Below are 23,532 nucleotides of genomic sequence, written 5' to 3'. Positions count from 1 at the left end.
AGTCTTAAGCGGGCTCACCGAAGGTAATTTATTTCAGGGTCTAATTAATGAAGCACAAGCCTTGCAGGTTTAACTCGTTACTTAACTTATTTTTAAAGGTCTCGTTGAGGGCTAAAGCCGTTTTAAAACCTGCAAGGTTTAAACTGCATTAAGTAAGTTTAATATTGGTATAGGTTGCACCTATAGGAATGATTTTTTCTCCAATCCAAACCTGGCTGCGGTCAAATTTGGATATTTTATTTTTAGCTACAATAAAAGCCCGGTGACAGCGGATGAAATCTGCTTTTGGCAACAGTTCAGCCAAATCGTTAATGGTAATCCTTGAGCTTAAAAGTTTATCTTTTAGTTGTATCTGGGTGTAGTTGCCTGAGGCTTCTATGTACAGGATTTCATCTAACTCCACCTTAATTTGCTCGTAACCGTCCTTTACGAAAATATATTCTGTTTTTGTTTCTAGCTTCTGGTTACGCAGGTTAAAGAGCTCCTGGGCTTTATTGCAAGCCTTTAAGAAACGAGAAAGTGAAAAGGGCTTTAGCAGATAATCAACCGCATCAAGTTCGAAACTTTGTACGGCATGTTCGGTATAAGCCGTGGTAAAAATAACCATTGGTGGCTTGCTCAGGCTCTTTAAAAAATCAATCCCACTGATATCAGGCATTTTGATATCCAGAAAAATTAAATCAACCTTGTTGTGCTGAAGATAAGTGATGGCCGCAAAAGCATCTGTAAAAGTTTGCTGCAATTCTACAAACGGAACTTTTGAGGCATGCGATGTTATAATATCAAGTGCAATCGGTTCATCATCTATAGCAATGGCAATCATTTTTTATTTTGTTCTTTAAGGCAATATAGCAATAAGACTAATCCAACTGCAAAGTTAAATGAACAAAAAACTCATTGGCACTTTCGCGGATAATCAATTCGTGTTTTCCATAATAAAGTAATGATAAACGTTGTTTAACATTTTCAAGTCCGATGCCACTTTTTAATTTCTCAGGGTCGTTATCTGCCTTGATATAAATGCTGTTGCTCACATCAAAGTATAAAGTTTTTTCTTTAGTTTGTAAGGTAATTTTAATGTACGAGGGCTGTTGCAGGCTAATTCCATGTTTAAATGCATTTTCGATAAACGGAATCAATAACATTGGTGTAATCTGCAGGTTATTTAACTGTTCTTCAATATGTGTATCAATCCTGATATCCGCAGATCGGGAGGTGCGCAACTTTTGCAAATCGATATAATTGTTCAGGTATTCCACCTCACGTGTTAACGAAATTTTATCCTGGGTATTTTCGTGAAGCATAAAACGCATCATATCGCCCAGTTTTTGAATACCCTCGCCAGTCCTTTCTGCATTTTCCTGTAAAGCTGTCCCGAATAAGGTATTTAATGCATTGAACAAGAAGTGTGGATTGATCTGCGATTTTAAGAAATTTAGGTTTGCATCCGATTTGCCCAACTCCGTTTTGAGCATCTGGATTTCACTCAGTTTTTCAAATTTATGCTTGTAAACATACCACGCAGACGGAGTAGTAATGCAGATCAAACATATGGCGTTTAAAATTAAGGTAATCGGCACCACTTCGCCATTTCGCATAAAAGGGATAAGCATCATCAACAGCAGTAGTGAAATGATAATAGTTAAACCTACATTTCCCCAAAAATACCGGCCAAAACCTTTAAAATTCTTTCTGAGATTTGGAATGACGTAATAAATAGCACAAAAAGCAAAGAAAATATTTACAGGCGGTACAATTAGCCAAATGACCAGTATTTCGTGATCGATCTTTAAAGAAAGTATCGCTGCAAATACCATGAGAGAAATCAACCAGATTTTAATGGAGATAAAAACTTCTGGAATGATGTTGTTATTGTAATGTTTTAAAAATGGAATTCTTTTTAGCAGTTCTAATCCTCGCTCATTAAAGTAGGCATAAGCATTAAAGAGTAGATAGAGGAAGAAAATATAGGTAAATGCCTCACCAAAAAAGACACCGTACGCGTTATCGATGTTGTCATATTCTAACAGTCGGTAAGCTTGGGAATACGTGTTAAAAACCATCCACGCAACAACAGAAAATGATGTAACTAAAATGGTAAGAATGATATTAAGTGCGATATTTTTTTTATTCGCCAGTTGAGGCATGAAGCAAAAATTGAACAATAAAAAACTGATATACAAAATGCTGATCTTAAATAGTTCGGGGATAAAGTAATTTGCCATTACGCTATAGTCAATTTGGCTTTCTTCAAAACGATAAGAACTACCCCTGCTATAAACTGTAGATGAACAAATACTGATCAATGCCAGGATATATAATGTTGTGGAAATCCAAAACTCAAGCTGGTTGATGCTTTTGGTTTTTATTGTAGATGGGGTACCTGATAGAATTACCATTTGATTTAGTTTATGCTACAATTTTACAAAGCGTATCGGCATCAATATTTAAAATGTGACCGATGGGCCAAAAAATGTGACGAATGAATGGGATTTTTAGGATTATTTGATTTTAAGTTGGATTCATACCCGAATGAATAATTGCTATTGGTGTCAGATAGCAATAGCAGAGGCTATATTCAGCATCACAATAAAACAAGGATCTTCAAAATATTAAGTATAAAGCTAAACAGTTTATTAACTTTGCTTTTGCATTCAATCACTCATCCAAAATTCAATAATTTATATGACCGTTTACGGAATTCCAAATTGCAATACAGTTAAAAAATCGCTCGATTGGTTAAAAACACATCAGGTTGATTTTGAATTTCACGATTTCAAGAAAAAAGGCATTACAACTGAAAAATTAAACGAATGGTGTAATACCTTCGGTTGGGAAACGGTATTAAACCGCAAAGGTTTAACCTGGAAAAAACTCACTAAAGAAGAGCAGGCTAAAATTGATAACCAAGATTTGGCAATAGCTTATTTAAAAGAAAATACCAGCGCAATAAAACGTCCGATTATTGAGCAGAACAACAAAGCCATATTAATTGGATTTGATGATGACAATTATTTAAAAACACTAGGCTAATTCAATTGTTCTAATGTTAAAGTTTGTTAAATGCAGCTTTTAAATGTCGAACTAAGTTACTTTTGAGTATGTACAAACTGATCATTTTTCTATTGCTTGCCCTGCCCATTGGCGTTTTTGCACAAACGGTAACTACAGGTACAGTTTTCGATTATTCGAAAAAAACGCTTTCTCTTCCTGGTGTTAGTATCAGAAACCTGAACAGTAAAAAATCAACCAGTACAAATAAAGAAGGAAAGTATACCATTGGTGCCAATATTGGCGATCTGATAGAGTTTTCTGCTGTTGGTTATCATACCGATACACTTTACTTAACCAATCTGTTAAATAGAACGATATATCTTCCGGTTAAAACAAATAATTTAAAAGATGTAGATATTACGGCAGTGCGGATGAATAGTCAGATTACAGACGCAAAAGATCCATTGGCCGAAAAATATACGCTATTAAGTACCGGAGGAAACTTAAACCGTAAACGTATGACCGATAAGGTTGGAGGCTTAAACCTAAATCTTGGTTATGGCAAATATAGAAGACAACAGCGAAAAGAAGCCGATATAGAGGAAAAAGAAATGTATCTCCAGGAAATTGACGAGAACTTTACCGCAAAGGCCATAACAGATATAACCAAGTTAGAGGGAGAAGAGCTGAAAAACTTCATGATTATTTATCGCCCTTCGGTTGAGACAGTAAAAGCAGAAAGGCCATACCGTTATGCTTATTATATCTCTCGAGCCTTTGTGGCGTGGAAAAAGTTAACGCCACAAGAAAGAAAACTACAGGATTTACCCAAGTTAAAAGCAAATTAATACACGATATTACTATAGGTAGCAATTTAACCGTTATTGGTAACATTATAACCACATATAAATCTATATGTGGTTATTTTTTATATTTACCGACAGATTATACCTTATTATTATCATGAAATTGACTAAACTAATAACTTTTTGTTTGGTTTGTTGCGTTTTTGCCTTTTCTGCATCGGCTCAACAAGCTACAACACCCGCGCCAGCTAGCAATTATAACCCTGCTGAAGCCTTTGGACCACTATTTTATACACAAAACGGGAATGAATTTCGCTCTGCAATTGGTGCACCCGGGCCAAAATATTGGCAAAATCGCGTTGATTATAACATTACAGCTAGTCTCGATGAAACAAAAAACACGGTCACGGGTACCGTTACCATTACTTACAAAAATAATAGCCCTGATAAATTGCCCTATTTATGGCTGCAGTTAGACCAGAATACTTTTAAAGAAACTTCACGTGGCTATGCCATTACGCCAGCACGTAGCCGTTATGGTGCACAAGGTGAAAAATTTGATGGTGGTTATAAAATTCAGAACATCAGTGTATCACAAAAAGCTGCTGCCGTAAAATTTACTTCTTTGGTAGAAGATACGCGCATGCAGATCCGTTTAGACCAACCAATGGCAGCTAATGGTGATATTGTAACTGTTAAAATGGATTATTCTTTTATTATACCAAAAGAAGGATCGGACAGAACAGGGCATTTAACCACAAAAAATGGCGAAATTTTTGCCGTGGCACAGTGGTTTCCGCGAATGTGTGTGTATGATGATGTGATCGGGTGGAATACCTTGCCTTATTGGGGCGGTGGCGAGTTTTATTGCGAGTATGGCGATATTAACTTTGCCATCACCGCGCCAGCGAGTCATATTGTAATGGGCTCGGGCGAGTTGTTAAACCCTGCCGAAGTTTTTACACCAGAACAATTAAAAAGGTGGAATGACGCTAAGCTTAGCGATGCTACTGTTCACATCCGTACAGAAGAGGAGGTAACAGATCCAAAATCCCGTCCGGCGAAAGATAAATTAACCTGGAGGTTTAAAATCTTAAATGCACGTGATGCCGCCTGGGCTTCGTCAAAATCTTTTGTGTTAGATGCGGCAAAAATTAATCTGCCAAGCGGTAAAAAATCTTTGGCGGTTTCTGCACAACCTATAGAAAGTAACGGTGTTGATGCATATGGCCGCGGTGTAGAATATGTAAAATCTACCATCGAGCACTATTCAACCAAATGGTTCGAATATCCATATCCTATGGCGGTTAATGTAGCAACCAATGTTGGCGGTATGGAATATCCTGGTATTGTATTTTGTGGTTGGAAAGCTAAAAAAGCAAGCGCGTGGGGCGTAATCGATCACGAATTTGGTCATACCTGGTTCCCGATGATTGTAGGCTCTAACGAGCGTAAATATGGTTGGATGGATGAGGGCTTTAATACCTTTATCAACGGTATTTCTAAAAGTAGTTTTAATAAAGGCGAATACGCTGGGGCTCCGACTGATTTAAACAGAATTGGTAAAACTGTTATTGGTAACCCGATTTTCGAAAACATTATGCTAATGCCTGATGGAATGGCCGAGCGTAATATTGGGGTTAACCTGTACAGCAAACCAGGTTGGGGCTTAGATCTTTTAAGAAACCAGATTTTAGGTGAAGACCGTTTTGATTACGCTTTCCGTCAATACATTAAAAACTGGGCATTTAAACATCCAACACCATTTGATTTCTTCCGTTCAATGGAGAATGGTGCAGGCGAAGATTTAGCCTGGTTCTGGAGGAGCTGGTGGTTAAACAACTGGAAAATGGACCAAGGTATTGCTGGTGTTGAGGCCGTTAAGCAAGACGATAAATTGGTGGGTTACACGATTAAAGTTGTAAACCTGGAGAAAATGCCAATGCCAATTATCCTGCAGATTAAAACCAAAAGCGGTAAAACAGATATCGTAAAAGTCCCGGTTGATGTTTGGATGAAAAACACGAGTTGGCTGGTGCGTTACCCAACAACTGAAGAAATTGAATCAATTACTTTAGATCCTAATAAAGTATTACCAGATTCGAATACGGATAACAATACCTGGACAGCTTCAGGTAACTAATTTAGCCTGAATAATTAATTATAGCCTCCTGATTTTAAAAGATCAGGAGGCTTTTTATTGCAAACAACCGACGGTTTACCGAAAACTATCGGATAATTTAGCAGGTATAAATTACAGATATGGAAAAGACCACTTTAGAAATTACCAATCCCGCTGGTATATACGATCCCCGTCAACATGGATATTCTCATGTAGCTTCCGTTTCAGCAGAAAGACAGCTGGTGTTTATTGCAGGGCAGGGCGGTAGCAGAACAGATGGTATATTGAGCGATGATTTTAGAACACAGGTAAGCATAGTTTTCGAAAATATTGCTTTAGCTTTAAGAAGCAAAAATTTAACCATGGCCAATATTGCAAAACTTACCACATTGGTAGTAGATTACGATGAAGTGAAACACCAGATTTTAATAGAAGAACCGACCAGGATTTGGCCTGACCTTAATTTTCCGGTAAATACGCTTATTCCGGTACAAAGGTTGGCCTTAAATGGCATGCTGATCGAAATTGATGCTACGGCTGTTGGTTAATTTATAAACCCGGTTACAATTATTGTTAAATTGGTGTTGTTTTTGGAAATTAAGGGTTCTGCGCTCTTGGCGGTTTTCAGTCCCGCTTTCCGTTCAAAGTCCTCGCTGCGCTGCGGGCTTCCACTTCAATCCGGGTTTAGAAACATCAGTCCGATACTTTAAACAGATCGTGCATCCTAAACCCGACAATAGCGGGCATGAAGTGTAAGGGAATAAAGCGGATGGCAGTGCTGCATTTGCCCAGAACCATTATACGTTTGTTTCCAATAAAAAATACAAATATGATTAATTTGGTGTTACTAAAGCATAAGGTAATATTCCGAATATTTTAAAACTTTAAATTAAAAATTAACATCAATAATAATCGAAAATTTAAGCGGATGGAAAAAGGAGAACGCAAAAACGTTTACAAAGTTTACAACAAGATAGGCCGCTGGTTTGCCGAAAACCGTTATGCCGATTCGGTAGAAAAAGCATATTTAAACGATATCCTCCTACACTTTCCACAGGATGCAAAGATTTTGGACCTAGGCTGCGGGGATGGGAAACCCATATTGGAATATTTTATCAACCAGGGGATAAATGTTTTAGGAGTTGATGCCAGCGAGCAAATGATCGAGCTGGCAAAAATCAATTTCCCGTCTACCAGGTTTATGTTAAAAGATATGCGTGAACTCGATCTCGGCGAAAAATTTAATGCGATTATTGCATGGCATAGTTTTTTTCATCTTCCTGCCGATGATCAGCCGAACATGTTTGATATTTTTAAACGTCACCTTAAACCGAGCGGCATTTTACTGTTTACATCTGGAACGGAAAGGGGAGAGGTGTGGGGCATGAATGGTGGCGAGAACCTTTTTCATGCTTCTTTAGCTACTGCTGAATATCAAGCTTTACTGCAGTCAAACCAATTTGAAGTGCTTAGGCACAAAATAAATGATCCCGATTGCGGTGGTGCAAATGTTTGGATGGCACAATATAAACCCCGATAATTTTGCCTTAACTTTGCCCCATGGCCGAACAGCAAAAAAACAATCCATTACATGGTATTACCTTAGAGAAAATGGTAACCGATCTGCAGGTGCACTATGGTTGGGAAAAACTTGGAGCACTGATCAGGATCGATTGTTTTAACAATAACCAGAGCATTAAATCCAGTTTAAAATTCTTAAGGAGAATGCCCTGGGCCCGTAAAAAGGTAGAAGAATTATATCTGGATACTTTTGTATAAATGATTGAATTTTAAATGAGTGAATGATAGAATGGGTGAATGTTGCTTACTCAATCGTTCAAAATTTCCGCCTTCAAAACTATTGTCTGCAACCTTTTCTTTAAAACCGTCGTCATCTTGTTCTAAACCTTATTGTATGAAAAATATTTTCTACTGTTTTTTGCTGATTACTGTAATGAGTGGCTGCTCTTTGAGCATGCATTATTTAAAAAAAGGAAAAATAGCTGTTCCTCAGAAGGAAAGTTATCTAGTAAGCTATCAGGCTTTATTGGATGAAAACACAACAGGAAAGATTTCTTACATTGATGAAAATGGAAAGCGGCAAAAATTAAAAGGTATTAAAGGGAAATGGGAAAAGGTACTTACATTAAAACCAGGAAGTAACGGTCATATAAAAATTACGGCCAAAGGTGATAAAGCCAGGGGTGAATTTAAAGTTTTAGTGGATGGAAAGGTAATCAGTGAACAAATTCTGACCAATAAAAAAGTATTGTATGGTCTTGATTTCTATTTGCCTTAAATAAAAGGTATATTTTTTAGCTTTAAAAAGAGTGCAAAAATTAAATGGCCATGTGAGAATTATTCACTAAATCTTCATCTTGATTTTCGAGATTTAATAAAAAAATAACAAGGTTTATTCATTATTAATCAACTTGAAAAATGAAAGCAATTAAAGTTTTGAGCATCGCTTTATTGGCCATGTTTACCTTCGCAACGGTTAATGCACAAACTGCAGCACCTGTAAAACCGACTACAGAAAAATCACAGACTAAAAAAAGTCATAAAAAACATCATCATAAAACACACACACACAAAGTAACCAAAGTTTAACAATAAAAAAGTCTTTCAATTTGGAAGACTTTTTTGTTTTAACCAGCTAAAAAATAATTTTTTACTGTCACATTTTAATATTTCTGGTGTCTTATAGCTAAAAGCCTTACAGAAAAGGCTAACAAAACCAAACAAAAAAATCAAAACCTTAGCTATGAAAACCTATTTATTGATGTTGTTGTGCCTGTTATCTACGAAATCTTTCGCACAACAGAGTGGTAGCATTAATGGAAAAATTATTGATGGAAAAACTAACCAACCAATCGAATATGTGGGTATCGTTCTGTCAAGCAGGGCCGATTCAACCAAAAAAGTAGGTGTAGTAACCAACAGAGCCGGAGAATTTTCCTTTAATACAGTGATTACCGGCGATTATAAAATCAGCATTTCCGCAATGGGTTATAATTCCATTACTAAAAACATAAGCGTAAACGGAAAAAACATAACATTGGGAATATTAAAAATGCATGAAGATGCCATAGTTCTTAAAGATGTTGCGGTGAGTGGCCGATATGCTACGGCAACAGTTAAAAAAGATACAATAGAATTTAATGCCGATGCGTATAAAACCAGACCAAATGCTGCGGTAGAAGATCTTTTGAAAAAACTCCCTGGTGTAACAGTTGATAAGGATGGGAGTATTTTGGTGCAGGGGCAAAAAGTTACCCGATTAACGGTTGATGGTAAAGACTTTTTTGGTACTGACCCCAAAACTGCAACCAAAAACCTACCGGCCGATGCCATAGCAAAAGTGCAATTGATTGATAGTAAAACACAAGAAGCCAAAGCAACCGGAATAGATGATGGGCAGCGCGAAAAGGTGTTAAATCTAACCATTAAAGAAGATAAGAAAAAAGGCTGGTTCGGAAATGCCAACCTTGCTGGTGGTACTACCGATAAATACGGAAGTTATTTAAGCGCCAATCATTTTAATAAAAACCTTCAATTTGCTGTTTTGGGTATGAGCAACAATATCAACGATGCCAGTTTTGGTTACGATGACCTGAGCAGTTTTAGTGGTGGCAATATTGGAAATATTTTTGCCCCACCTGCCGGAGGAAGTTTCTCTATCAATAACAATAACGGCAAGGTAACGGTTGGAGGAAGTGGTGTTTTTGATAACAATGCCATTGGATTGTATACCACCCATAGTGGAGGTGTAAACTACAGTAATTCGTGGGGTAAGAACAATAAGATGGCCCTTAGCGGAAGTTACTTTACTTATTTCTCTTCTGGCTTAGGTAACAAATTATCAAATATCCAGGATTTAAGCTCTGGAGATATTCTGCGTACTTTAGATAATACAGATCGGAACAGTAATAATCAGGCACATCGTTTTAACTTTAAAGCAGAATATCATCCCGATTCGTTAACCGATATTGTACTGCGGCCGAATGTAATCTTGAATAATACGACAAACATCAATAATCGGTCTTTCCGTTCTGATTTTGATGCTACCGGAAAGGCTAATGATGGAAGCCAGTACTACAAACAGCATAATTTTACGCCCGCTCTATTTGGAGAGTTTACCGTACTGAGAAGGTTGCCAAATAAGAAAGGTTCGGTTTCGCTGCGTTTAAATGGCACACAGAATACATATAATTCCGATTGGCTAAATCAATCTTTGCTTAATCAGTATGCAAATGGAGGTACTACTGCAACCAATATCAATCAACAGGCGAATCAGGAAAATGCTTCAAAAACCTATACCATTAATGGGAATTATGCAAGACCTTTAAATCAAAAATGGAGCGCAAATGTGGCTTATGGTTTTACACGCAGTATTGTAGATGCACAGCAGCTTACTTTCGATTATAACCCAACTACAGATCGTTACGAAACCATTGTTCCTTCATTAACCAATACTTTCGATAACCGCAATAGTCTGCAAACCGTAGGGTTGGGTTTCATCTATACCGGCAAAGACTGGACTTATAATTTTGGATTAAACGGACAGCAAAGTTTATTAAATGCAAACGTATTTAATAATATTGGGGTCAACATGGGCAACATCGAAAAATCGTATTATAATTTATTGCCACGCTTAACAGTAAATTTTAAGAATAAAGCCAACCAAACAATCGCTATAAATTACAGAGCGAGTGTTAACCTGCCATCGGTAACCGATTTACAGCCTGTGCAGAACAATACCAATCCGTTATATCAAAGAGCTGGAAACCCTGATCTCGAAGCCAGAAAAAATCACCGTCTCTCGGTAAACTTTAATACCTTCAGCCCTGATAATAACCGCTATTGGAACGGCTATTTCTTGTATAATTTATCTTTTGATGATATCGGCAACGATATTACCTACAACAATGGGGTTCAAACGGTTAAACCCATTAATGTAAACGGCAATTATTATCTGCGTGCCGGAACATTTTTCGGGATGCCATCCAAACTTAAGGGCTTAAGGATGAACTATGGAATGAACTTTTTTACCGAACACAGAACAAATTTTATCAGCAGCTCTAAAAACATTACCAATAGGTTTGAAATCGGACCAAATATTAACTGGAGTTATGATATTGATGATAAATTTAATGCTGGTATTTATGCTTACCTAGCCTATACCAAAGTAAATAACACAGCCGAAGCAGCCATTGATAATAAATATTTCAGTTTGGAGAATACACTTAACCTGAGCTACGAGTTTATTAAAGATTTAAGGGTAGAGGCCGATCTGAACCATGTTGGCTCAGCGGGCCGTGCCGATGGGTTTAACAATAATTACTTTTTGCTAAATGCCGGGATAAATAAATTTTTAATGAAACGCAGGGTAACTTTAAGTTTGAAAGGTTTTGATATTTTGAACCAAAACACGAGTATAGATAGGATTGTAAACAGTAGCCGGATTGAGGATGTACGGTACAATAACATTACCAGGTATTTTTATTTATCTTTAAATTATAAATTGACCAAAGTAGGGGCAAACAACGAAAGAAATAATCCACGTAATACGGTGAATTAGTTTTTCCAGTTATTTTAAGCCTTTAACATTTCTATCAGAAGAGAATGTTAAGGGCTTTTTATGTTTTAAATTCTAAGTGTAAATTTAGCGCATATATCTTCATCCTTAATTAATTATTGCCAAGCATAAGCATTGGTTCAGATTTTTGTAAAAAGTATAACATTTATTCCCCAAAGTGGATTGTTAAGGTTTTTTATTTCTCTAGGCTTAAAAATCTTAACGCAAACGTTTGTTAGTTTTTTTATCCTTAGGTGATCATCTATTTTCTTAGACAGATTTCTTTAATTATTGATTCGAAAAAACAGTTTCAATAATATTAAGTGGGTGTTCTTTTAATAAGTTTCTATTGCCATCCGGCAAGAGGTATAAAATTGGTCAATTTCTTTATTTATAATCAAACGTTTGCGTGGTGTTTGAAGATTTTGCATGCTTCGAATCGCTTAAATTAGGTTTGAAAAGAGAAAATATGGGGTTTAACCAGCCTCTACACGAACTTCTTTTTCAGCAAGCGAGCAAAAAACATACTGAAATTCCTATGTATTTAAAAAAGATAGTTAGCCTATGATTTAAAAAAACAAATCTGAATTATCTCGCAACAACCTATCTACTAACTTAAAAACAACAATAACATGAAGATTAAATCTTTACTGATTTTTGGTGCAGTTGGCTTATTATGGCTTAATGAAAGTAAAGCCTCTGCCGATCTAAACCATCACGCAAACCTTAACCCCGAGGAAATGGGGGCTAATCATTTTGCTGATATTACCATCAAAGGGAAAATAACCGATAAATCTGGTCCAGTTCCTGGAGTAACCATCACTTTAAAATCAAATCCAAGCATCGGCACTTCTACTGATGGATCTGGTAATTTTGCAATCACTGTGCCTGCTGATGGCATTTTAATCATTAAATCTGTAGGTTTTAAAACACAGGAAATTCCTGTTCAGGGCAAAACTACAATCAACATTAGCCTCGAGGAAGAAAATAACAACCTGAGCGACGTAGTGGTGGTTGGTTATTCGTCAAAAAAGCAAGGAGAATTATCGAGTTCTGTTTCGGTAATTTCTGCCGAAAAGTTAAAGGGGGTAGCATCTAACGATGTAATTTCCATGATTCAGGGTAAAGCTCCTGGTGTTGTGGTTTCTTCTGGCAGTGGAGATCCAACTTCTGCTCCTAAAATGACAATAAGGGGTATAGGAAGTATTAATGGTGGAACAGCGCCGTTGTTAGTGGTAGATGGAAATATTCTTGGTGCTTACGGTACCGAAGGTGCTACTTATAGTCCAAATGATGTAGAATCTGTTACCATTTTAAAAGATGCTGCGGCTACGGGCTTATATGGCTCACGCGCAGGTAGTGGAGTTATCATCGTAACCACTAAAACGGGTAAAGCGGGAGAGGCAAAAATAGAATTCAGTTCAACAGTAGGTTTTAACTCACCTTCTACTGGTCATTTCAAATTGATGAACAGTCAGCAATTGTATGATTATCAAAAAACATTTTCAAATCCAGATCCATCTGTTTTAAAAAATGATACCAATTGGTGGGATTTGGCTACCCAAAACGGAATGACGCAGAATTATACCCTGTCTGCATCAGGAGGTACAGAAAAAACAAGGTATTATATCGCCGGTAACTTTTATAGAGAACAGGGTACAGTAATCAATAACGATAAAAATGCCTATAACTTAAGGGCGAATTTAAGTAGCCAGTTAACCAAAAAACTTAAATTGAGTTTATTGTTAAACGGTGTATTTACCAGAAATAACTATGCTAACAGCAATACACTTGGAGATGGTTATTTAAATCTCCCTTTCGACCCTGCATACAATGCAGATGGAACACCTGTTGATCCGCGGATTACACCAACCTGGAAAGGCCGCGATGTAGAAAACTTTCTTCATTCTACGCAGTATAACCTTTCTTATCAAAGAAGCTTAAATTTAAGTGCCGATGTAAATTTAGATTACAACATTGTAAAGAACTTAACTTTCTCCAGTTATAACAGAACCACTTTTTACAACACCTTTGCTGTAGATTATTACGATAAAAGAACTAAAGAGGGTGGTGCAACCAACGGCTCATTATATAACTCCACAACATATAAAAACAGATTGTTAAGCTCAAACAGGTTGAAATATGAAAATAGTTTTGGCGAAAACCATTTAACCGTATTGGCAGTTGGCGAAGCTGAAAAATCATATTATGATGAAGCTAATCTAAATGGTAAAAATCTTCCGGCAGGCCGTCCGGTAATGTCTACTGCAACCGATATTATCAGTAATCCATCCGGGGGACAAATGAATATAATTTTAGTAAATATTTAAGCCAGGTTGATTATAATTATGCAGGTAAATACTTTGCAATTGCCTCCTTTGTGCACGAAAATTCTTCGCGTTTTGGTTTAAACAAAAGCGGTGGCGATTTTTATCAGTTAGGTGCTTCATGGATTTTGAGCAACGAACAATTTTTAAAAGAAGTTAAACCGATTAGTTTCTTAAAATTAAGAGCAAGTTATGGTACAACGGGTAATGCCGAAATTGGCGATTATCCATCTTTAGGACTATATGCCATTGATGCCTCAGCCAGTTATGGTGGTTTGCCTGGGGCTAGGCCCGATCAAAAAGGCAATCCCGATTTAACTTGGGAAAAGCAAAAAACAGCCAATATTGGTTTGGATATCGGTTTTTGGAATAGGATAGATTTAACGGTTGATTTATATGATAAACGCTCTAATGCGCTATTGTTTAAAGTGCCATTGCCTTCAACTGATGGTTACGGATATATTTTCCAAAACGTTGGTGCCTTAAAAAACAGAGGGCTTGAGTTTAGCATCAATACTAAAAACTTTACAGGTGAGTTCCAATGGGAAACCAATTTCAATATGGCCTTTAACCGCAATACCATCTTAGGCCTTACTGAAGGAAAGGATGCTATTAATCCGGGCGGTTCCCAGCCAAAGGCGGTAGGTCGTGATATTTATGATTGGAAAATGCCGATTTGGGCAGGAGTAGATCCGAACAATGGCGATCCGCTTTGGGAAAAAGTAATTACCGATGCAGATGGGGTAAACCATATCGCGGTGACCAATACTTACGCTCAGGCTACCCGCCAATATACTGGAACATCGGCTTCACCAAAATTTACAGGAGGTTTTACCAATACCTTTAGCTATAAAGGGATTTCCCTAAGCGCATTTTTCAATTTTGTTTATGGCAATGAAGTGTATAACAATAGCCGTGCTTATTTTGATAATGATGGTTTGTACGAAAGTTATAATGCAATGGTATTAAAATCGGGCTGGAGCAGATGGGAAAAAGTTGGAGATGTTGCTACACACCCGAAACCAGTTTTAGGTGGTAACCATGATTCCAATCAACAATCATCACGTTACCTGGAAGATGGAAGTTATATCCGTTTGCGCAACATTACACTCGGCTATCAGATTCCAACAAGCTGGTTAAGTAAAATTAAAATAAGTAGTGCCCGGATTTTTGTTAGTGGCGATAATCTTTGGACAGGAACTAAATTTTCGGGTATAGACCCTGAGGTTGTACTGGCGCCAGATGATAATGATCCCAATGTTGTGCCGGGAAGTTCAAGTTTTAGATACCCGATCAGCAAAAAAATATTGTTTGGTGTAAACATTAGTTTATAGGAGAGGAAAAATATGAAAGCGAATCAAATTAAAATATATATAGCCGCACTGGCATTGGTTTTTAGTGTAAGTGCTTGTAAAAAGGAAGTCAAACCATCAACAGCCATTGATGATGAATCTGCATTGACAAACCCTGGTGATATTGAGACCGCAACAATTGGTACTTATGCTGTGCTAAGAAATGCGACTTATGTTAGGAGTGCGCATTTTTTAACAGAATTTCAGGGAGATAATGTGGCTCAAGGACAACCATCTTCTGATGATCTTTCGAGATGTTATCGTTATACCCATATTCCCACAGGGACACATGGCGCTAACTTTTGGAAACAAGCTTATTACGTTATTGTTGCTGCAAATAAGATTATAGCAGCTATTCCAGATAATTCGAGCGTAGATTTGAAGCAGCTTAAAGGCGAAAATCTTTACCTAAAAGGAATGATGGAGTTTAACCTGGTTCGCGTATTTGGAAGACCGTATACACAGGGCAATGGTGAAAATCCGGGTGTTCCCATTTTAAAGGAAGGTGTACCTGCAGGCACTCCAGCAAGAAATACCGTTAAAGAGGTGTACGCCGCTGCCATTGCCGATTTATTAAAGGCAGCAGATTTAATGACGGTAGCAAAGGCGGATATCTTTGCATCGAAGGAAGTTGCTTATGCTTTGCTATCTCGTATTTACTTAAACATGGGTGATAATGCCAATGCAATAAAATATGCCGATCTGGTAATCGCTTCTGGTCGTTATAAATTGCTTCAGGGTGCAGATTATGCAAGTTACTTCACTAAAACTCCAGAAGCCAATTCGGAAACCATTTTTGCCATCCGTTATACCAAAACAGAAGATCAGGATTTTGGTGCGATTGGTTCCATGTATTACAGCGGTACACCAGGTGCTTTATCTACCCCAGGGGCTCAAGGCAATACCGGTTACGGCGAAATTTATGCTTCTCAGCAGTATATGGCAGAGCTAGATAAAAATCCTGCAGATTTAAGGCACAGCTTTATTGCGCCCTATAAAATTAATGGTGTGTTACAGGTAAATACTAAAATAGCTCCCAATGTGCCGATGTATTATGTCACCAAATACAATTTGCAGGAAGGGATTGCAAATTTAAGCTCGCCTGTTTATTTGCGCTTGGCAGAAATGTACCTTAATAAAGCTGAAGCCAATGCCAAACTGGGCAATGCACAATTGGCTCTTGATGATGTTAATCTGATCCGTACCAGAGCAGGAATTCCTGTGTTAACACTTACAGGTATTGCGGCGGCAAATAAAACAGCATTAGATGTAGTTTTAGAAGAACGCAGACTGGAATTTGCTTTCGAAGGCCAGCGTGCTTATGATTTATTCAGAAACAACAGGCCTATGACCCGGAATTATCCTGGTACACATGCTTTAAATAATACGCCAAACACCAATATTACGCAAACAATTCTGCCTACTGATGCCCGTGTTATTTTTTACGTTCCACAGTACGAGATAGACAATAACAAAAATCTAACTCAAAACCCTTAGATCAGAACAAATGAAAAATATCAGAATATATGCTTTATGCCTGCTTTTATCGGGAGCAGCAATAAGCTCATGTAAAAAAGAAAAAAGTCTGGAATTAACTTCCAATTTAGAAGAAGTAGTACTGGATCGTACCGGATGGACAGCCACAGCCTCCAGCCAGGAGACGACTAACTTACCCGGAACTGTTTTAGATGGAAACACCAACACTTTTTGGAGCTCGAATACTACCGCTACATTTCCACATTGGTTATTAATCGATATGAAAAAACAGACGGTGGTAACAAAAATCGGTTTAACCGCAAAACAGGGCGACTCGAAAGGTTTTACCAAATTTAGATTGGAAGGCAGTAACGACGGAACCAGTTTTACAGTTATTGGCGAGTTTACGTTTAATCCTGCCACTTTTACCGAACAGGCATTTACCTTATCGCCTGCCAGGAATGTACGTTATCTTAAATTAACTGCTTTAGAAAAAGCTGCAACACAAACAGGTAACATTACATTTTTGTCAGAATTTAGTGCTATCGGTTTGCAGGAAAGAAAGCCGCTTACCGATATTGCATTGAGCAAAACAGGATGGACAGCAACAGCTTCGAGTGAAGTAAATTATCCTGGCGATGAAACCAATTTAGCGGCTTATGTGGTAGATGTAATTTCGGCCAAAAGTCCAACCGCACCAAGCGTTCCATCATTCTGGCAGGCCGATTACGATGTGCTGCATCCATATCCGCATTGGATTATTGTTGATATGAAAAAGGCAAGTTTACTTTCTTATATCGGTCTTAACGCCCATACCGACCCAAAACAAGGTTTTAGCAAATTTTCTATTTCGGGAAGTGTAGATGGCGTTACCTTTTCTCAATTGGGCGATGATCGGACCTTTAACCCAACTACAGTAAACGAACAGAAGTTTGCGGTTTCACCTGCTGCTCCTGTCAGATTTGTAAAAATTACTTTATTGGAAGGGTCAAATTACCCTTGCCTGGCGAATTTTGAGGGGTATGTGAAACGCTAAAATTGTGGTAATTTGAAGAAAGCGATCTTAATTTTGATCGCTTTCTTTGTTTACAGCGCTTTTGTATAAGTTCTTAACTGATAAACAATATCTTTGAGGTTGTATTTTGTCTCTTAACTATGAAGAAATTTTTACAAGTCATCCTTACGCTAGCTTTAATTACGCCTATTTTTAGTTGCAAAAAAGGTAATATCAAAAACCTAAACAGCATTGGTTACGGATCGTCATTTGGAATGTGCGTAGGCTATTGTTCCAATAATCTGCTCATCAGCGATTTGAAGCTTACTTTTTCCAAATCAAAAAATGGCCAGACATCCGATACCAAAGCCTGCAGCAAAACCATTTCTGAGGCAGATGTAAATGCTATCAAAAATGATCTGAATATGGAGAAAATTGCTGCCCTGCCCGAAACCATAGGTTGCCCCGATTGTGCAGATGGTGGCGCCGAGTGGATTGCCATTAATGCTGATGGTAAGCAATATAAAATCACTTACGAATACGGGAAAGCCCCCAAAGAGCTCGAAGCTGCGGTAGCCAAGTTAAAGGTGCTGAAAGATGGTTTTAAGGATTGTAATTAGTTAACTTTTAATGCTTGTGCGTTAACCGCAATGTTTTTAACATGCGTACCTTCAAAAGTTATTCTTTTATCTAATGTGCTTACCAGTTCAGAAAGCTCATAAACATTTCGGTACCCATATCCATATAAATTAATATAAGTAGGGATATTTAAGGCCAATGAAATAGGCGCTATTTTTTTCTTTACTAAAACAGGTACCACTACTTTGCTGGCAAAATTGGCTGCATCATCTACAAAGTTGTTGTTGCAATAGATTAATATTCTGGTATCCGCACTAGGTATAAGCCTGAGCAGGTTTTGTTGGGTAAAATCGGAGAAGTTAAGATGTATTGCCCCTTTAACGTGTTTCCGCTTGTATAGGCTATCTGATCGGGTATCTAAAATAACGGTGCCTTTTTCTGCGGCCATTTTTAAGAAGGTGGGCAAATCTACAAGCTTGTTTTTTCGGTGGGCTTTAACCTTGGGTATTAATTTTTCATAAGCATCAAAATCTATATTGGCCTTTCTTTTAACAGGTGGAGTAGTTTGCGTATTACATAGATACACAATACTAAAAAGCATGATTGTAATGATTTTTGTTTTCATGTTTTAAGTGTTTAAATTAATTTCCTCCTAAAATAATTGGAGCGTTTTTTCCATTCCCCATGATGATGACTTTTGTATTTGCTGATTTCGCAATTTCTTTTTGAGCCAATATAGATTCATATTGAAGCTGCCTGTCACTCAATCCTGTTGAAAGAATACGCTGGTAATCGGCAATACCCTGGGCCTCCACTCTTTTACGTTCTGCTTCCTGGCGTTCTTTTTGGAGTACAAAAGTCATCTTTTGGGCATCCTGTTCTGCGTTTATTTTCGATTCGATACTCGCTTTTACCGATGCAGGGAGGGTAATGTTGCGCACCAAAAGTTGTTCTAGCTCTAAACCTCTTTTGGCAAAACTTTTCTCAATGGTGTTAAATATTTTTGCCTGAAATTCATCCCGTTTACTGGAGTACAGTGCAACAGCATCATAAGCTACAGCATTATCTCTAATGGCAGTACGCGAAACTGGGCGGACAATCTTCTCCAGGTAATCAGTTCCTATTTCCCGTAAAATATTCGGAGCAGCACTTCCCTTTACCCTGAATAGTACCGAAAGGTCGATAATGACCTCCAGGCCATCTGCAGATAAAACACGTAGTGCATCATCTGTTTGTTTATTACCTTCATCATGCACGCCAGACATGGTATAATTTTGGGTTTTAACATCAAAAGGAGTGATTACCGCAATGGGGTTAATTACGTTTAAACCACTATACAAAACGTCGTTGTCTACTTTTCCAAAAACTGTTTTAACGCCAACCTGGCCAGCATCAATCACTTTAAACATGGAGAATGATAGGCCAATGATGACCAGCACCACACCAATAATTTTGGTAATACTGCTGTAGCGGCTAATAACGTTATTTTGGTTTGATACTGCAAAACCAACAAAAATGATAATAATCCCGATGATACTTAAGAACATATAATTTAGATTTTTATTAAAGATAAAGTATTTAACACAATCTTTTATGAATTTAAGGCATGTGTGGTTTTAAGCCTTTTTAGAGCATATAGAAACAGGCTGGGGGAAATTAGAACGTTAATGGATTGGCTTACTTTGCAGCCTCGATATACGTGGAAAGCGAGTGCTTCACGAGCTTGTAGCTTTAGCTCCGAAGGAGTTCCTTTGGAACGGGCCGAAGCCAACCTAAGGATGGCTGAAACTGCTTTCCAAATAACAGTTTATAATTATGAAATGATGCGATGATGGATGTAATGTTTAAGGCGAGATAGATTGCTTCACGCCACCACCATTTCCTCCGCTTCGATTTGCAATGACGATGACCGAGAGGAAGAATCACAACTGCTTAATTCTCAACTTCCAACTCAAAACTTCCAACTGAAAACTTTTTGTGCTAACCCCTTGATTTTTAAAAAGAATTGTTCTACTTTTGCAGTCCGTTTTATGGGCTATCTGTAAAGATGCCGGGGGAGCGGTAAATTTTTTAATAAAAAAACATAAAAAAGCACAATGCCAACCATTCAACAATTAGTTAGAAAAGGTAGAGTAGCACTGGAGTTCAAGAGTAAGTCTCCAGCGTTGGACAGCTGTCCACAGCGAAGAGGTGTATGTACACGTGTGTACACCACTACCCCTAAAAAACCAAACTCAGCAATGCGTAAAGTAGCCCGTGTTCGTTTAACGAACGGTAAAGAGGTGAATGCTTACATCCCTGGAGAAGGTCATAACTTACAGGAGCACTCAATCGTATTGATCCGTGGTGGTCGTGTTAAAGATTTACCAGGTGTACGTTACCACATCATCCGTGGTGCATTAGATACATCAGGTGTAGCTGGTCGTAACCAACGTCGTTCTAAATATGGTACTAAACGTCCTAAACCAGGACAAGTAGCTGCGGCGCCAACAAAAGGTAAAAAGAAATAATCGGGAGGAAATAAGAAATGAGAAAGTCAAAACCAAAAAAGAGAATTATTCTTCCTGATCCAAAATTTAATGATGTTCAGGTAACTCGTTTTGTAAACAATATGATGTACGATGGAAAAAAATCTATCGCTTATTCAATTTTTTACGATGCTGTTGAAATTGCTGAGAAAAAAGCAGGTGAAAACGGTTTAGAGATCTTTAAACGTGCTTTAACTAACATTATGCCAGCTGTAGAGGTTAAATCTCGTCGTGTTGGTGGTGCTAACTTCCAAGTTCCAACTGAGGTTAGACCAGAGCGTAAAACAGCTTTAGGTATGAAATGGTTAATTTTATACGCTCGTAAACGTGGCGAAAAAACCATGAAAGAGAAATTAGCTGGTGAAATCGTAGCTGCTGCTAAAGGTGAGGGTGCTGCTGTTAAAAAGAAAGAAGATACGCACAAAATGGCTGAGGCTAACAAAGCGTTCTCTCACTTCAGATTCTAATTTAGGATTAACAGATTAGTAAGATTACACAGATTTAATTAGAAGATTATACTGATTAGATAAATTACACCGATTTGTTTTAACATAATCGGTGTAATCATTTAAAATCAGATAAATCAAAAACATAACATGGCAAGAGATTTAAAATTTACAAGAAATATCGGAATCGCGGCTCACATTGATGCGGGTAAAACTACAACAACTGAACGTATCCTTTATTATGCTGGTGTAAGTCATAAAATTGGTGAGGTGCACGAAGGTGCTGCAACAATGGACTGGATGGCACAAGAGCAAGAGCGTGGTATTACCATTACTTCTGCTGCAACTACAGTTAACTGGAAATACAGAAACCAGAACTATCACATGAACATTATCGATACACCAGGACACGTGGATTTTACCGTAGAGGTAAACCGTTCGTTACGTGTATTAGATGGGTTGGTATTCTTGTTTTCGGCTGTTGACGGTGTTGAGCCTCAATCAGAAACTAACTGGCGTTTAGCTAACAACTATAATGTTGCCCGTATCGGTTTCGTTAACAAAATGGACCGTTCTGGTGCTGACTTCTTAAAAGTTGTTAAGCAAGTTAAAGACATGTTGGGTAGTAATGCAGTTCCTTTGCAATTACCTATCGGTTCTGAAGATAACTTCAAAGGTGTGGTTGATTTGATCAACAACCGTGGTATTGTTTGGAATGAGCACGATAAAGGTATGACCTTTACTGAAGTGCCTATCCCAGAAGATATGATTGATGAGGTTGCTGAGTGGAGAGAGAAATTATTGGAATCAGTTGCTGATTATGATGAGTCTCTAATGGAGAAATTCTTCGATGCTCCTGAAACCATCACTGAGCGCGAAGTTTTAGACGCTTTACGTGCAGCTGTTTTAGATGCTAAAATCGTTCCTATGGTATGTGGTTCATCTTTCAAAAACAAAGGTGTTCAAACCATGTTGGATTACGTAATGGAATTATTGCCTTCACCTCTTGATTCAGAAGGTGTAACAGGTACTAATCCAGATACAGGTGCTGAAGTTTTATTAAAACCAAGCATCAATGAGCCATTTGCAGCTTTAGCATTTAAAATTGCAACTGACCCATTTGTAGGCCGTTTATGTTTTATCCGTGTTTACTCGGGTAACTTAGAAGCTGGTTCTTACGTTTACAATACACGTTCAGAAAGCAAAGAGCGTATTTCACGTATCTTCCAAATGCATGCAAACAAGCAAAACCCTGTGCCTAATGTAGCTGCTGGTGATATTGCTGCGGTAGTTGGATTTAAAGACATCAAAACTGGTGATACCCTTTGTGATGAGAAAAATCCTATCGTTCTTGAATCGATGGTATTCCCTGAGCCGGTTATCGGTTTAGCTATTGAGCCTAAAACTCAAGCTGATGTTGATAAATTGGGTATGGGCTTATCTAAATTGGCTGAAGAAGATCCTACGTTCAGGGTTCAAACCGATCAAGAAACTGGTCAAACAGTTATCTCTGGTATGGGTGAGCTTCACTTAGATATCTTAATCGACCGTTTAAAACGTGAGTTTAAAGTAGAGGTTAACCAAGGTGCGCCACAAGTAGCTTACAAAGAGGCTATTTTCGGTACTACAGAACACCGCGAAGTTTACAAAAAACAATCAGGTGGTCGTGGTAAATTTGCCGATATCAAAGTTGTGATCTCTCCAATTGATGCTGACTTTGAAAAAGGTGGTTTGCAATTCGTAAACGAAATTGTGGGTGGTGCTATTCCTCGCGAGTTTATCCCTTCAGTTGAGAAAGGTTTTGCATCTGCAATGGCAAATGGTGTATTAGCTGGTTATCCACTTCCGGATATGAAAGTACGTTTGATTGATGGTTCATTCCACGCAGTCGATTCAGATGCTTTATCATTCGAGCTTGCTGCCCGTATGGCATATCGTGAGGCTTTACCTAAATGCAGACCTGCTTTGATGGAGCCAATCATGAAAATCGAAATCTTAACCCCTGAAGAAAACATGGGTGATGTTATCGGTGATATGAACCGTCGTCGTGGTCAGTTACAAGGTATGGATACCCGTAATGGATCTCAAGTAATCAAAGCATTGGTACCACTTTCAGAAATGTTCGGTTACGTAACTCAATTACGTACCATCACTTCAGGACGTGCAACTTCTACAATGGAATTCGATCACTACGAGCCAGCGCCTAAAAACGTACAGGACGAGGTAGTAGCGAAATCTAAAGGAAGAGTAAAATCTGAAGACTAATTAGTATCAAGATAAAGTAGTAAGTATCAAGACGAATGATCAATCTTGATACTTGCTATTAAATA

21 protein-coding genes are annotated in these 23,532 nt (G+C 37.9%); 17 read left to right on the top strand and 4 right to left on the bottom strand.

Going from position 1 to position 23,532, the window contains the following annotated elements:
- Nucleotides 1-148 precede the first annotated feature (148 nt).
- A complete protein-coding gene (locus H9N25_RS16615) occupies nucleotides 149-823 on the bottom strand; it encodes a LytR/AlgR family response regulator transcription factor (protein ID WP_167297031.1) in 675 nt (224 codons plus the stop codon).
- A gap of 37 nt (nucleotides 824-860) precedes the next feature.
- A complete protein-coding gene (locus H9N25_RS16610; protein ID WP_223833413.1) occupies nucleotides 861-2,399 on the bottom strand; it encodes a sensor histidine kinase in 1,539 nt (512 codons plus the stop codon).
- 286 nt (nucleotides 2,400-2,685) lie between these two features.
- Here H9N25_RS16610 and H9N25_RS16605 point away from each other — a divergent pair, with 286 nt between their 5' ends.
- From H9N25_RS16605 to H9N25_RS16540, 14 genes are all read left to right on the top strand, one after another.
- Nucleotides 2,686-3,033, top strand: a complete 348-nt coding sequence (locus H9N25_RS16605) for a Spx/MgsR family RNA polymerase-binding regulatory protein (protein ID WP_167297030.1) — start codon at nucleotides 2,686-2,688, stop codon at nucleotides 3,031-3,033.
- A 68-nt stretch (nucleotides 3,034-3,101) separates the two neighbouring features.
- Nucleotides 3,102-3,842 (top strand): carboxypeptidase-like regulatory domain-containing protein, encoded by a 741-nt coding sequence (locus tag H9N25_RS16600; RefSeq protein ID WP_190326594.1) that lies wholly within the window; start codon nucleotides 3,102-3,104, stop codon nucleotides 3,840-3,842.
- Between the two features lie 115 nt (nucleotides 3,843-3,957).
- A complete protein-coding gene (locus tag H9N25_RS16595; protein ID WP_190326593.1) occupies nucleotides 3,958-5,943 on the top strand; it encodes a M1 family metallopeptidase in 1,986 nt (661 codons plus the stop codon).
- Between the two features lie 119 nt (nucleotides 5,944-6,062).
- Nucleotides 6,063-6,470 carry a RidA family protein gene (locus tag H9N25_RS16590; protein WP_190326592.1) on the top strand — a complete coding sequence of 136 codons (408 nt, stop codon included), beginning with the start codon at nucleotides 6,063-6,065 and terminating at the stop codon, nucleotides 6,468-6,470.
- 380 nt (nucleotides 6,471-6,850) lie between these two features.
- Nucleotides 6,851-7,462 (top strand): class I SAM-dependent methyltransferase, encoded by a 612-nt coding sequence (locus H9N25_RS16585; protein ID WP_190326591.1) that lies wholly within the window; start codon nucleotides 6,851-6,853, stop codon nucleotides 7,460-7,462.
- A gap of 20 nt (nucleotides 7,463-7,482) precedes the next feature.
- Nucleotides 7,483-7,701, top strand: a complete 219-nt coding sequence (locus tag H9N25_RS16580; protein WP_190326590.1) for a VF530 family protein — start codon at nucleotides 7,483-7,485, stop codon at nucleotides 7,699-7,701.
- A gap of 136 nt (nucleotides 7,702-7,837) precedes the next feature.
- Nucleotides 7,838-8,221 carry an MmpS family transport accessory protein gene (locus tag H9N25_RS16575; protein ID WP_190326589.1) on the top strand — a complete coding sequence of 128 codons (384 nt, stop codon included), beginning with the start codon at nucleotides 7,838-7,840 and terminating at the stop codon, nucleotides 8,219-8,221.
- Between the two features lie 140 nt (nucleotides 8,222-8,361).
- On the top strand, nucleotides 8,362-8,532 hold the full coding sequence (locus H9N25_RS16570) for a hypothetical protein (RefSeq protein ID WP_190326588.1): 171 nt from the start codon (nucleotides 8,362-8,364) through the stop codon (nucleotides 8,530-8,532).
- A gap of 154 nt (nucleotides 8,533-8,686) precedes the next feature.
- The gene (locus H9N25_RS16565; protein ID WP_190326587.1) at nucleotides 8,687-11,503 is read left to right on the top strand and encodes a TonB-dependent receptor; all 2,817 of its coding nucleotides are present in this window, start codon (nucleotides 8,687-8,689) and stop codon (nucleotides 11,501-11,503) included.
- A gap of 629 nt (nucleotides 11,504-12,132) precedes the next feature.
- Nucleotides 12,133-13,830, top strand: a complete 1,698-nt coding sequence (locus H9N25_RS16560; RefSeq protein ID WP_190326586.1) for a SusC/RagA family TonB-linked outer membrane protein — start codon at nucleotides 12,133-12,135, stop codon at nucleotides 13,828-13,830.
- Nucleotides 13,831-13,880: 50 nt separating this feature from the next.
- Entirely contained in the window at nucleotides 13,881-15,161 is a 1,281-nt protein-coding gene (locus H9N25_RS16555; RefSeq protein ID WP_330221047.1) for a TonB-dependent receptor domain-containing protein, read from the top strand.
- Nucleotides 15,162-15,173: 12 nt separating this feature from the next.
- Nucleotides 15,174-16,676, top strand: a complete 1,503-nt coding sequence (locus tag H9N25_RS16550) for a RagB/SusD family nutrient uptake outer membrane protein (protein WP_167297020.1) — start codon at nucleotides 15,174-15,176, stop codon at nucleotides 16,674-16,676.
- 10 nt (nucleotides 16,677-16,686) lie between these two features.
- A complete protein-coding gene (locus H9N25_RS16545) occupies nucleotides 16,687-17,691 on the top strand; it encodes a discoidin domain-containing protein (protein WP_190326585.1) in 1,005 nt (334 codons plus the stop codon).
- A gap of 119 nt (nucleotides 17,692-17,810) precedes the next feature.
- Nucleotides 17,811-18,269: a hypothetical protein gene (locus tag H9N25_RS16540; protein ID WP_190326584.1), complete on the top strand. Its 459-nt coding sequence runs from the start codon at nucleotides 17,811-17,813 to the stop codon at nucleotides 18,267-18,269.
- Here the strand turns inward: H9N25_RS16540 and H9N25_RS16535 are convergent.
- Entirely contained in the window at nucleotides 18,266-18,853 is a 588-nt protein-coding gene (locus tag H9N25_RS16535; RefSeq protein WP_190326583.1) for a rhodanese-like domain-containing protein, read from the bottom strand. The two genes, H9N25_RS16540 and H9N25_RS16535, sit on opposite strands and share 4 nt — an antisense overlap.
- Before the next feature lie 16 nt (nucleotides 18,854-18,869).
- Entirely contained in the window at nucleotides 18,870-19,775 is a 906-nt protein-coding gene (locus tag H9N25_RS16530; RefSeq protein WP_190326582.1) for a prohibitin family protein, read from the bottom strand.
- A gap of 549 nt (nucleotides 19,776-20,324) precedes the next feature.
- On the opposite strand from H9N25_RS16530, the gene rpsL reads away from it, so the two are divergent.
- From rpsL to fusA, 3 genes are all read left to right on the top strand, one after another.
- Nucleotides 20,325-20,738 (top strand): 30S ribosomal protein S12, encoded by a 414-nt coding sequence (gene rpsL, locus H9N25_RS16525; RefSeq protein ID WP_008244597.1) that lies wholly within the window; start codon nucleotides 20,325-20,327, stop codon nucleotides 20,736-20,738.
- Between the two features lie 17 nt (nucleotides 20,739-20,755).
- Nucleotides 20,756-21,223 carry a 30S ribosomal protein S7 gene (gene rpsG, locus H9N25_RS16520; protein ID WP_029278632.1) on the top strand — a complete coding sequence of 156 codons (468 nt, stop codon included), beginning with the start codon at nucleotides 20,756-20,758 and terminating at the stop codon, nucleotides 21,221-21,223.
- Nucleotides 21,224-21,352: 129 nt separating this feature from the next.
- Complete coding sequence (gene fusA / locus H9N25_RS16515) at nucleotides 21,353-23,467, top strand: elongation factor G (protein ID WP_167297016.1); 2,115 nt, start codon at nucleotides 21,353-21,355, stop codon at nucleotides 23,465-23,467.
- The last annotated feature ends 65 nt before the right edge of the window (nucleotides 23,468-23,532 follow it).

The sequence above is a fragment of the Pedobacter riviphilus genome (genome assembly GCF_014692875.1).
Classification (GTDB): domain Bacteria; phylum Bacteroidota; class Bacteroidia; order Sphingobacteriales; family Sphingobacteriaceae; genus Pedobacter; species Pedobacter riviphilus.
The sequence above is the reverse complement of the archived record's forward strand: the minus strand, read 5'-3'. Positions and strand labels throughout refer to the sequence as shown.

Coding starts and splice junctions, on each gene's coding strand:
- H9N25_RS16530 (WP_190326582.1), bottom strand. CDS start 19,775: ATGTTCTTAAGTATCATCGGGATTATTATCATTTTTGTTGGTTTTGCA.
- H9N25_RS16540 (WP_190326584.1), top strand. CDS start 17,811: ATGAAGAAATTTTTACAAGTCATCCTTACGCTAGCTTTAATTACGCCT.
- H9N25_RS16595 (WP_190326593.1), top strand. CDS start 3,958: ATGAAATTGACTAAACTAATAACTTTTTGTTTGGTTTGTTGCGTTTTT.
- H9N25_RS16605 (WP_167297030.1), top strand. CDS start 2,686: ATGACCGTTTACGGAATTCCAAATTGCAATACAGTTAAAAAATCGCTC.
- H9N25_RS16535 (WP_190326583.1), bottom strand. CDS start 18,853: ATGAAAACAAAAATCATTACAATCATGCTTTTTAGTATTGTGTATCTA.
- H9N25_RS16560 (WP_190326586.1), top strand. CDS start 12,133: ATGAAGATTAAATCTTTACTGATTTTTGGTGCAGTTGGCTTATTATGG.
- rpsG (WP_029278632.1), top strand. CDS start 20,756: ATGAGAAAGTCAAAACCAAAAAAGAGAATTATTCTTCCTGATCCAAAA.
- H9N25_RS16565 (WP_190326587.1), top strand. CDS start 8,687: ATGAAAACCTATTTATTGATGTTGTTGTGCCTGTTATCTACGAAATCT.
- H9N25_RS16580 (WP_190326590.1), top strand. CDS start 7,483: ATGGCCGAACAGCAAAAAAACAATCCATTACATGGTATTACCTTAGAG.
- H9N25_RS16615 (WP_167297031.1), bottom strand. CDS start 823: ATGATTGCCATTGCTATAGATGATGAACCGATTGCACTTGATATTATA.
- H9N25_RS16550 (WP_167297020.1), top strand. CDS start 15,174: ATGAAAGCGAATCAAATTAAAATATATATAGCCGCACTGGCATTGGTT.
- H9N25_RS16545 (WP_190326585.1), top strand. CDS start 16,687: ATGAAAAATATCAGAATATATGCTTTATGCCTGCTTTTATCGGGAGCA.
- H9N25_RS16575 (WP_190326589.1), top strand. CDS start 7,838: ATGAAAAATATTTTCTACTGTTTTTTGCTGATTACTGTAATGAGTGGC.
- H9N25_RS16590 (WP_190326592.1), top strand. CDS start 6,063: ATGGAAAAGACCACTTTAGAAATTACCAATCCCGCTGGTATATACGAT.
- fusA (WP_167297016.1), top strand. CDS start 21,353: ATGGCAAGAGATTTAAAATTTACAAGAAATATCGGAATCGCGGCTCAC.
- H9N25_RS16610 (WP_223833413.1), bottom strand. CDS start 2,399: ATGGTAATTCTATCAGGTACCCCATCTACAATAAAAACCAAAAGCATC.
- rpsL (WP_008244597.1), top strand. CDS start 20,325: ATGCCAACCATTCAACAATTAGTTAGAAAAGGTAGAGTAGCACTGGAG.
- H9N25_RS16600 (WP_190326594.1), top strand. CDS start 3,102: ATGTACAAACTGATCATTTTTCTATTGCTTGCCCTGCCCATTGGCGTT.
- H9N25_RS16585 (WP_190326591.1), top strand. CDS start 6,851: ATGGAAAAAGGAGAACGCAAAAACGTTTACAAAGTTTACAACAAGATA.
- H9N25_RS16570 (WP_190326588.1), top strand. CDS start 8,362: ATGAAAGCAATTAAAGTTTTGAGCATCGCTTTATTGGCCATGTTTACC.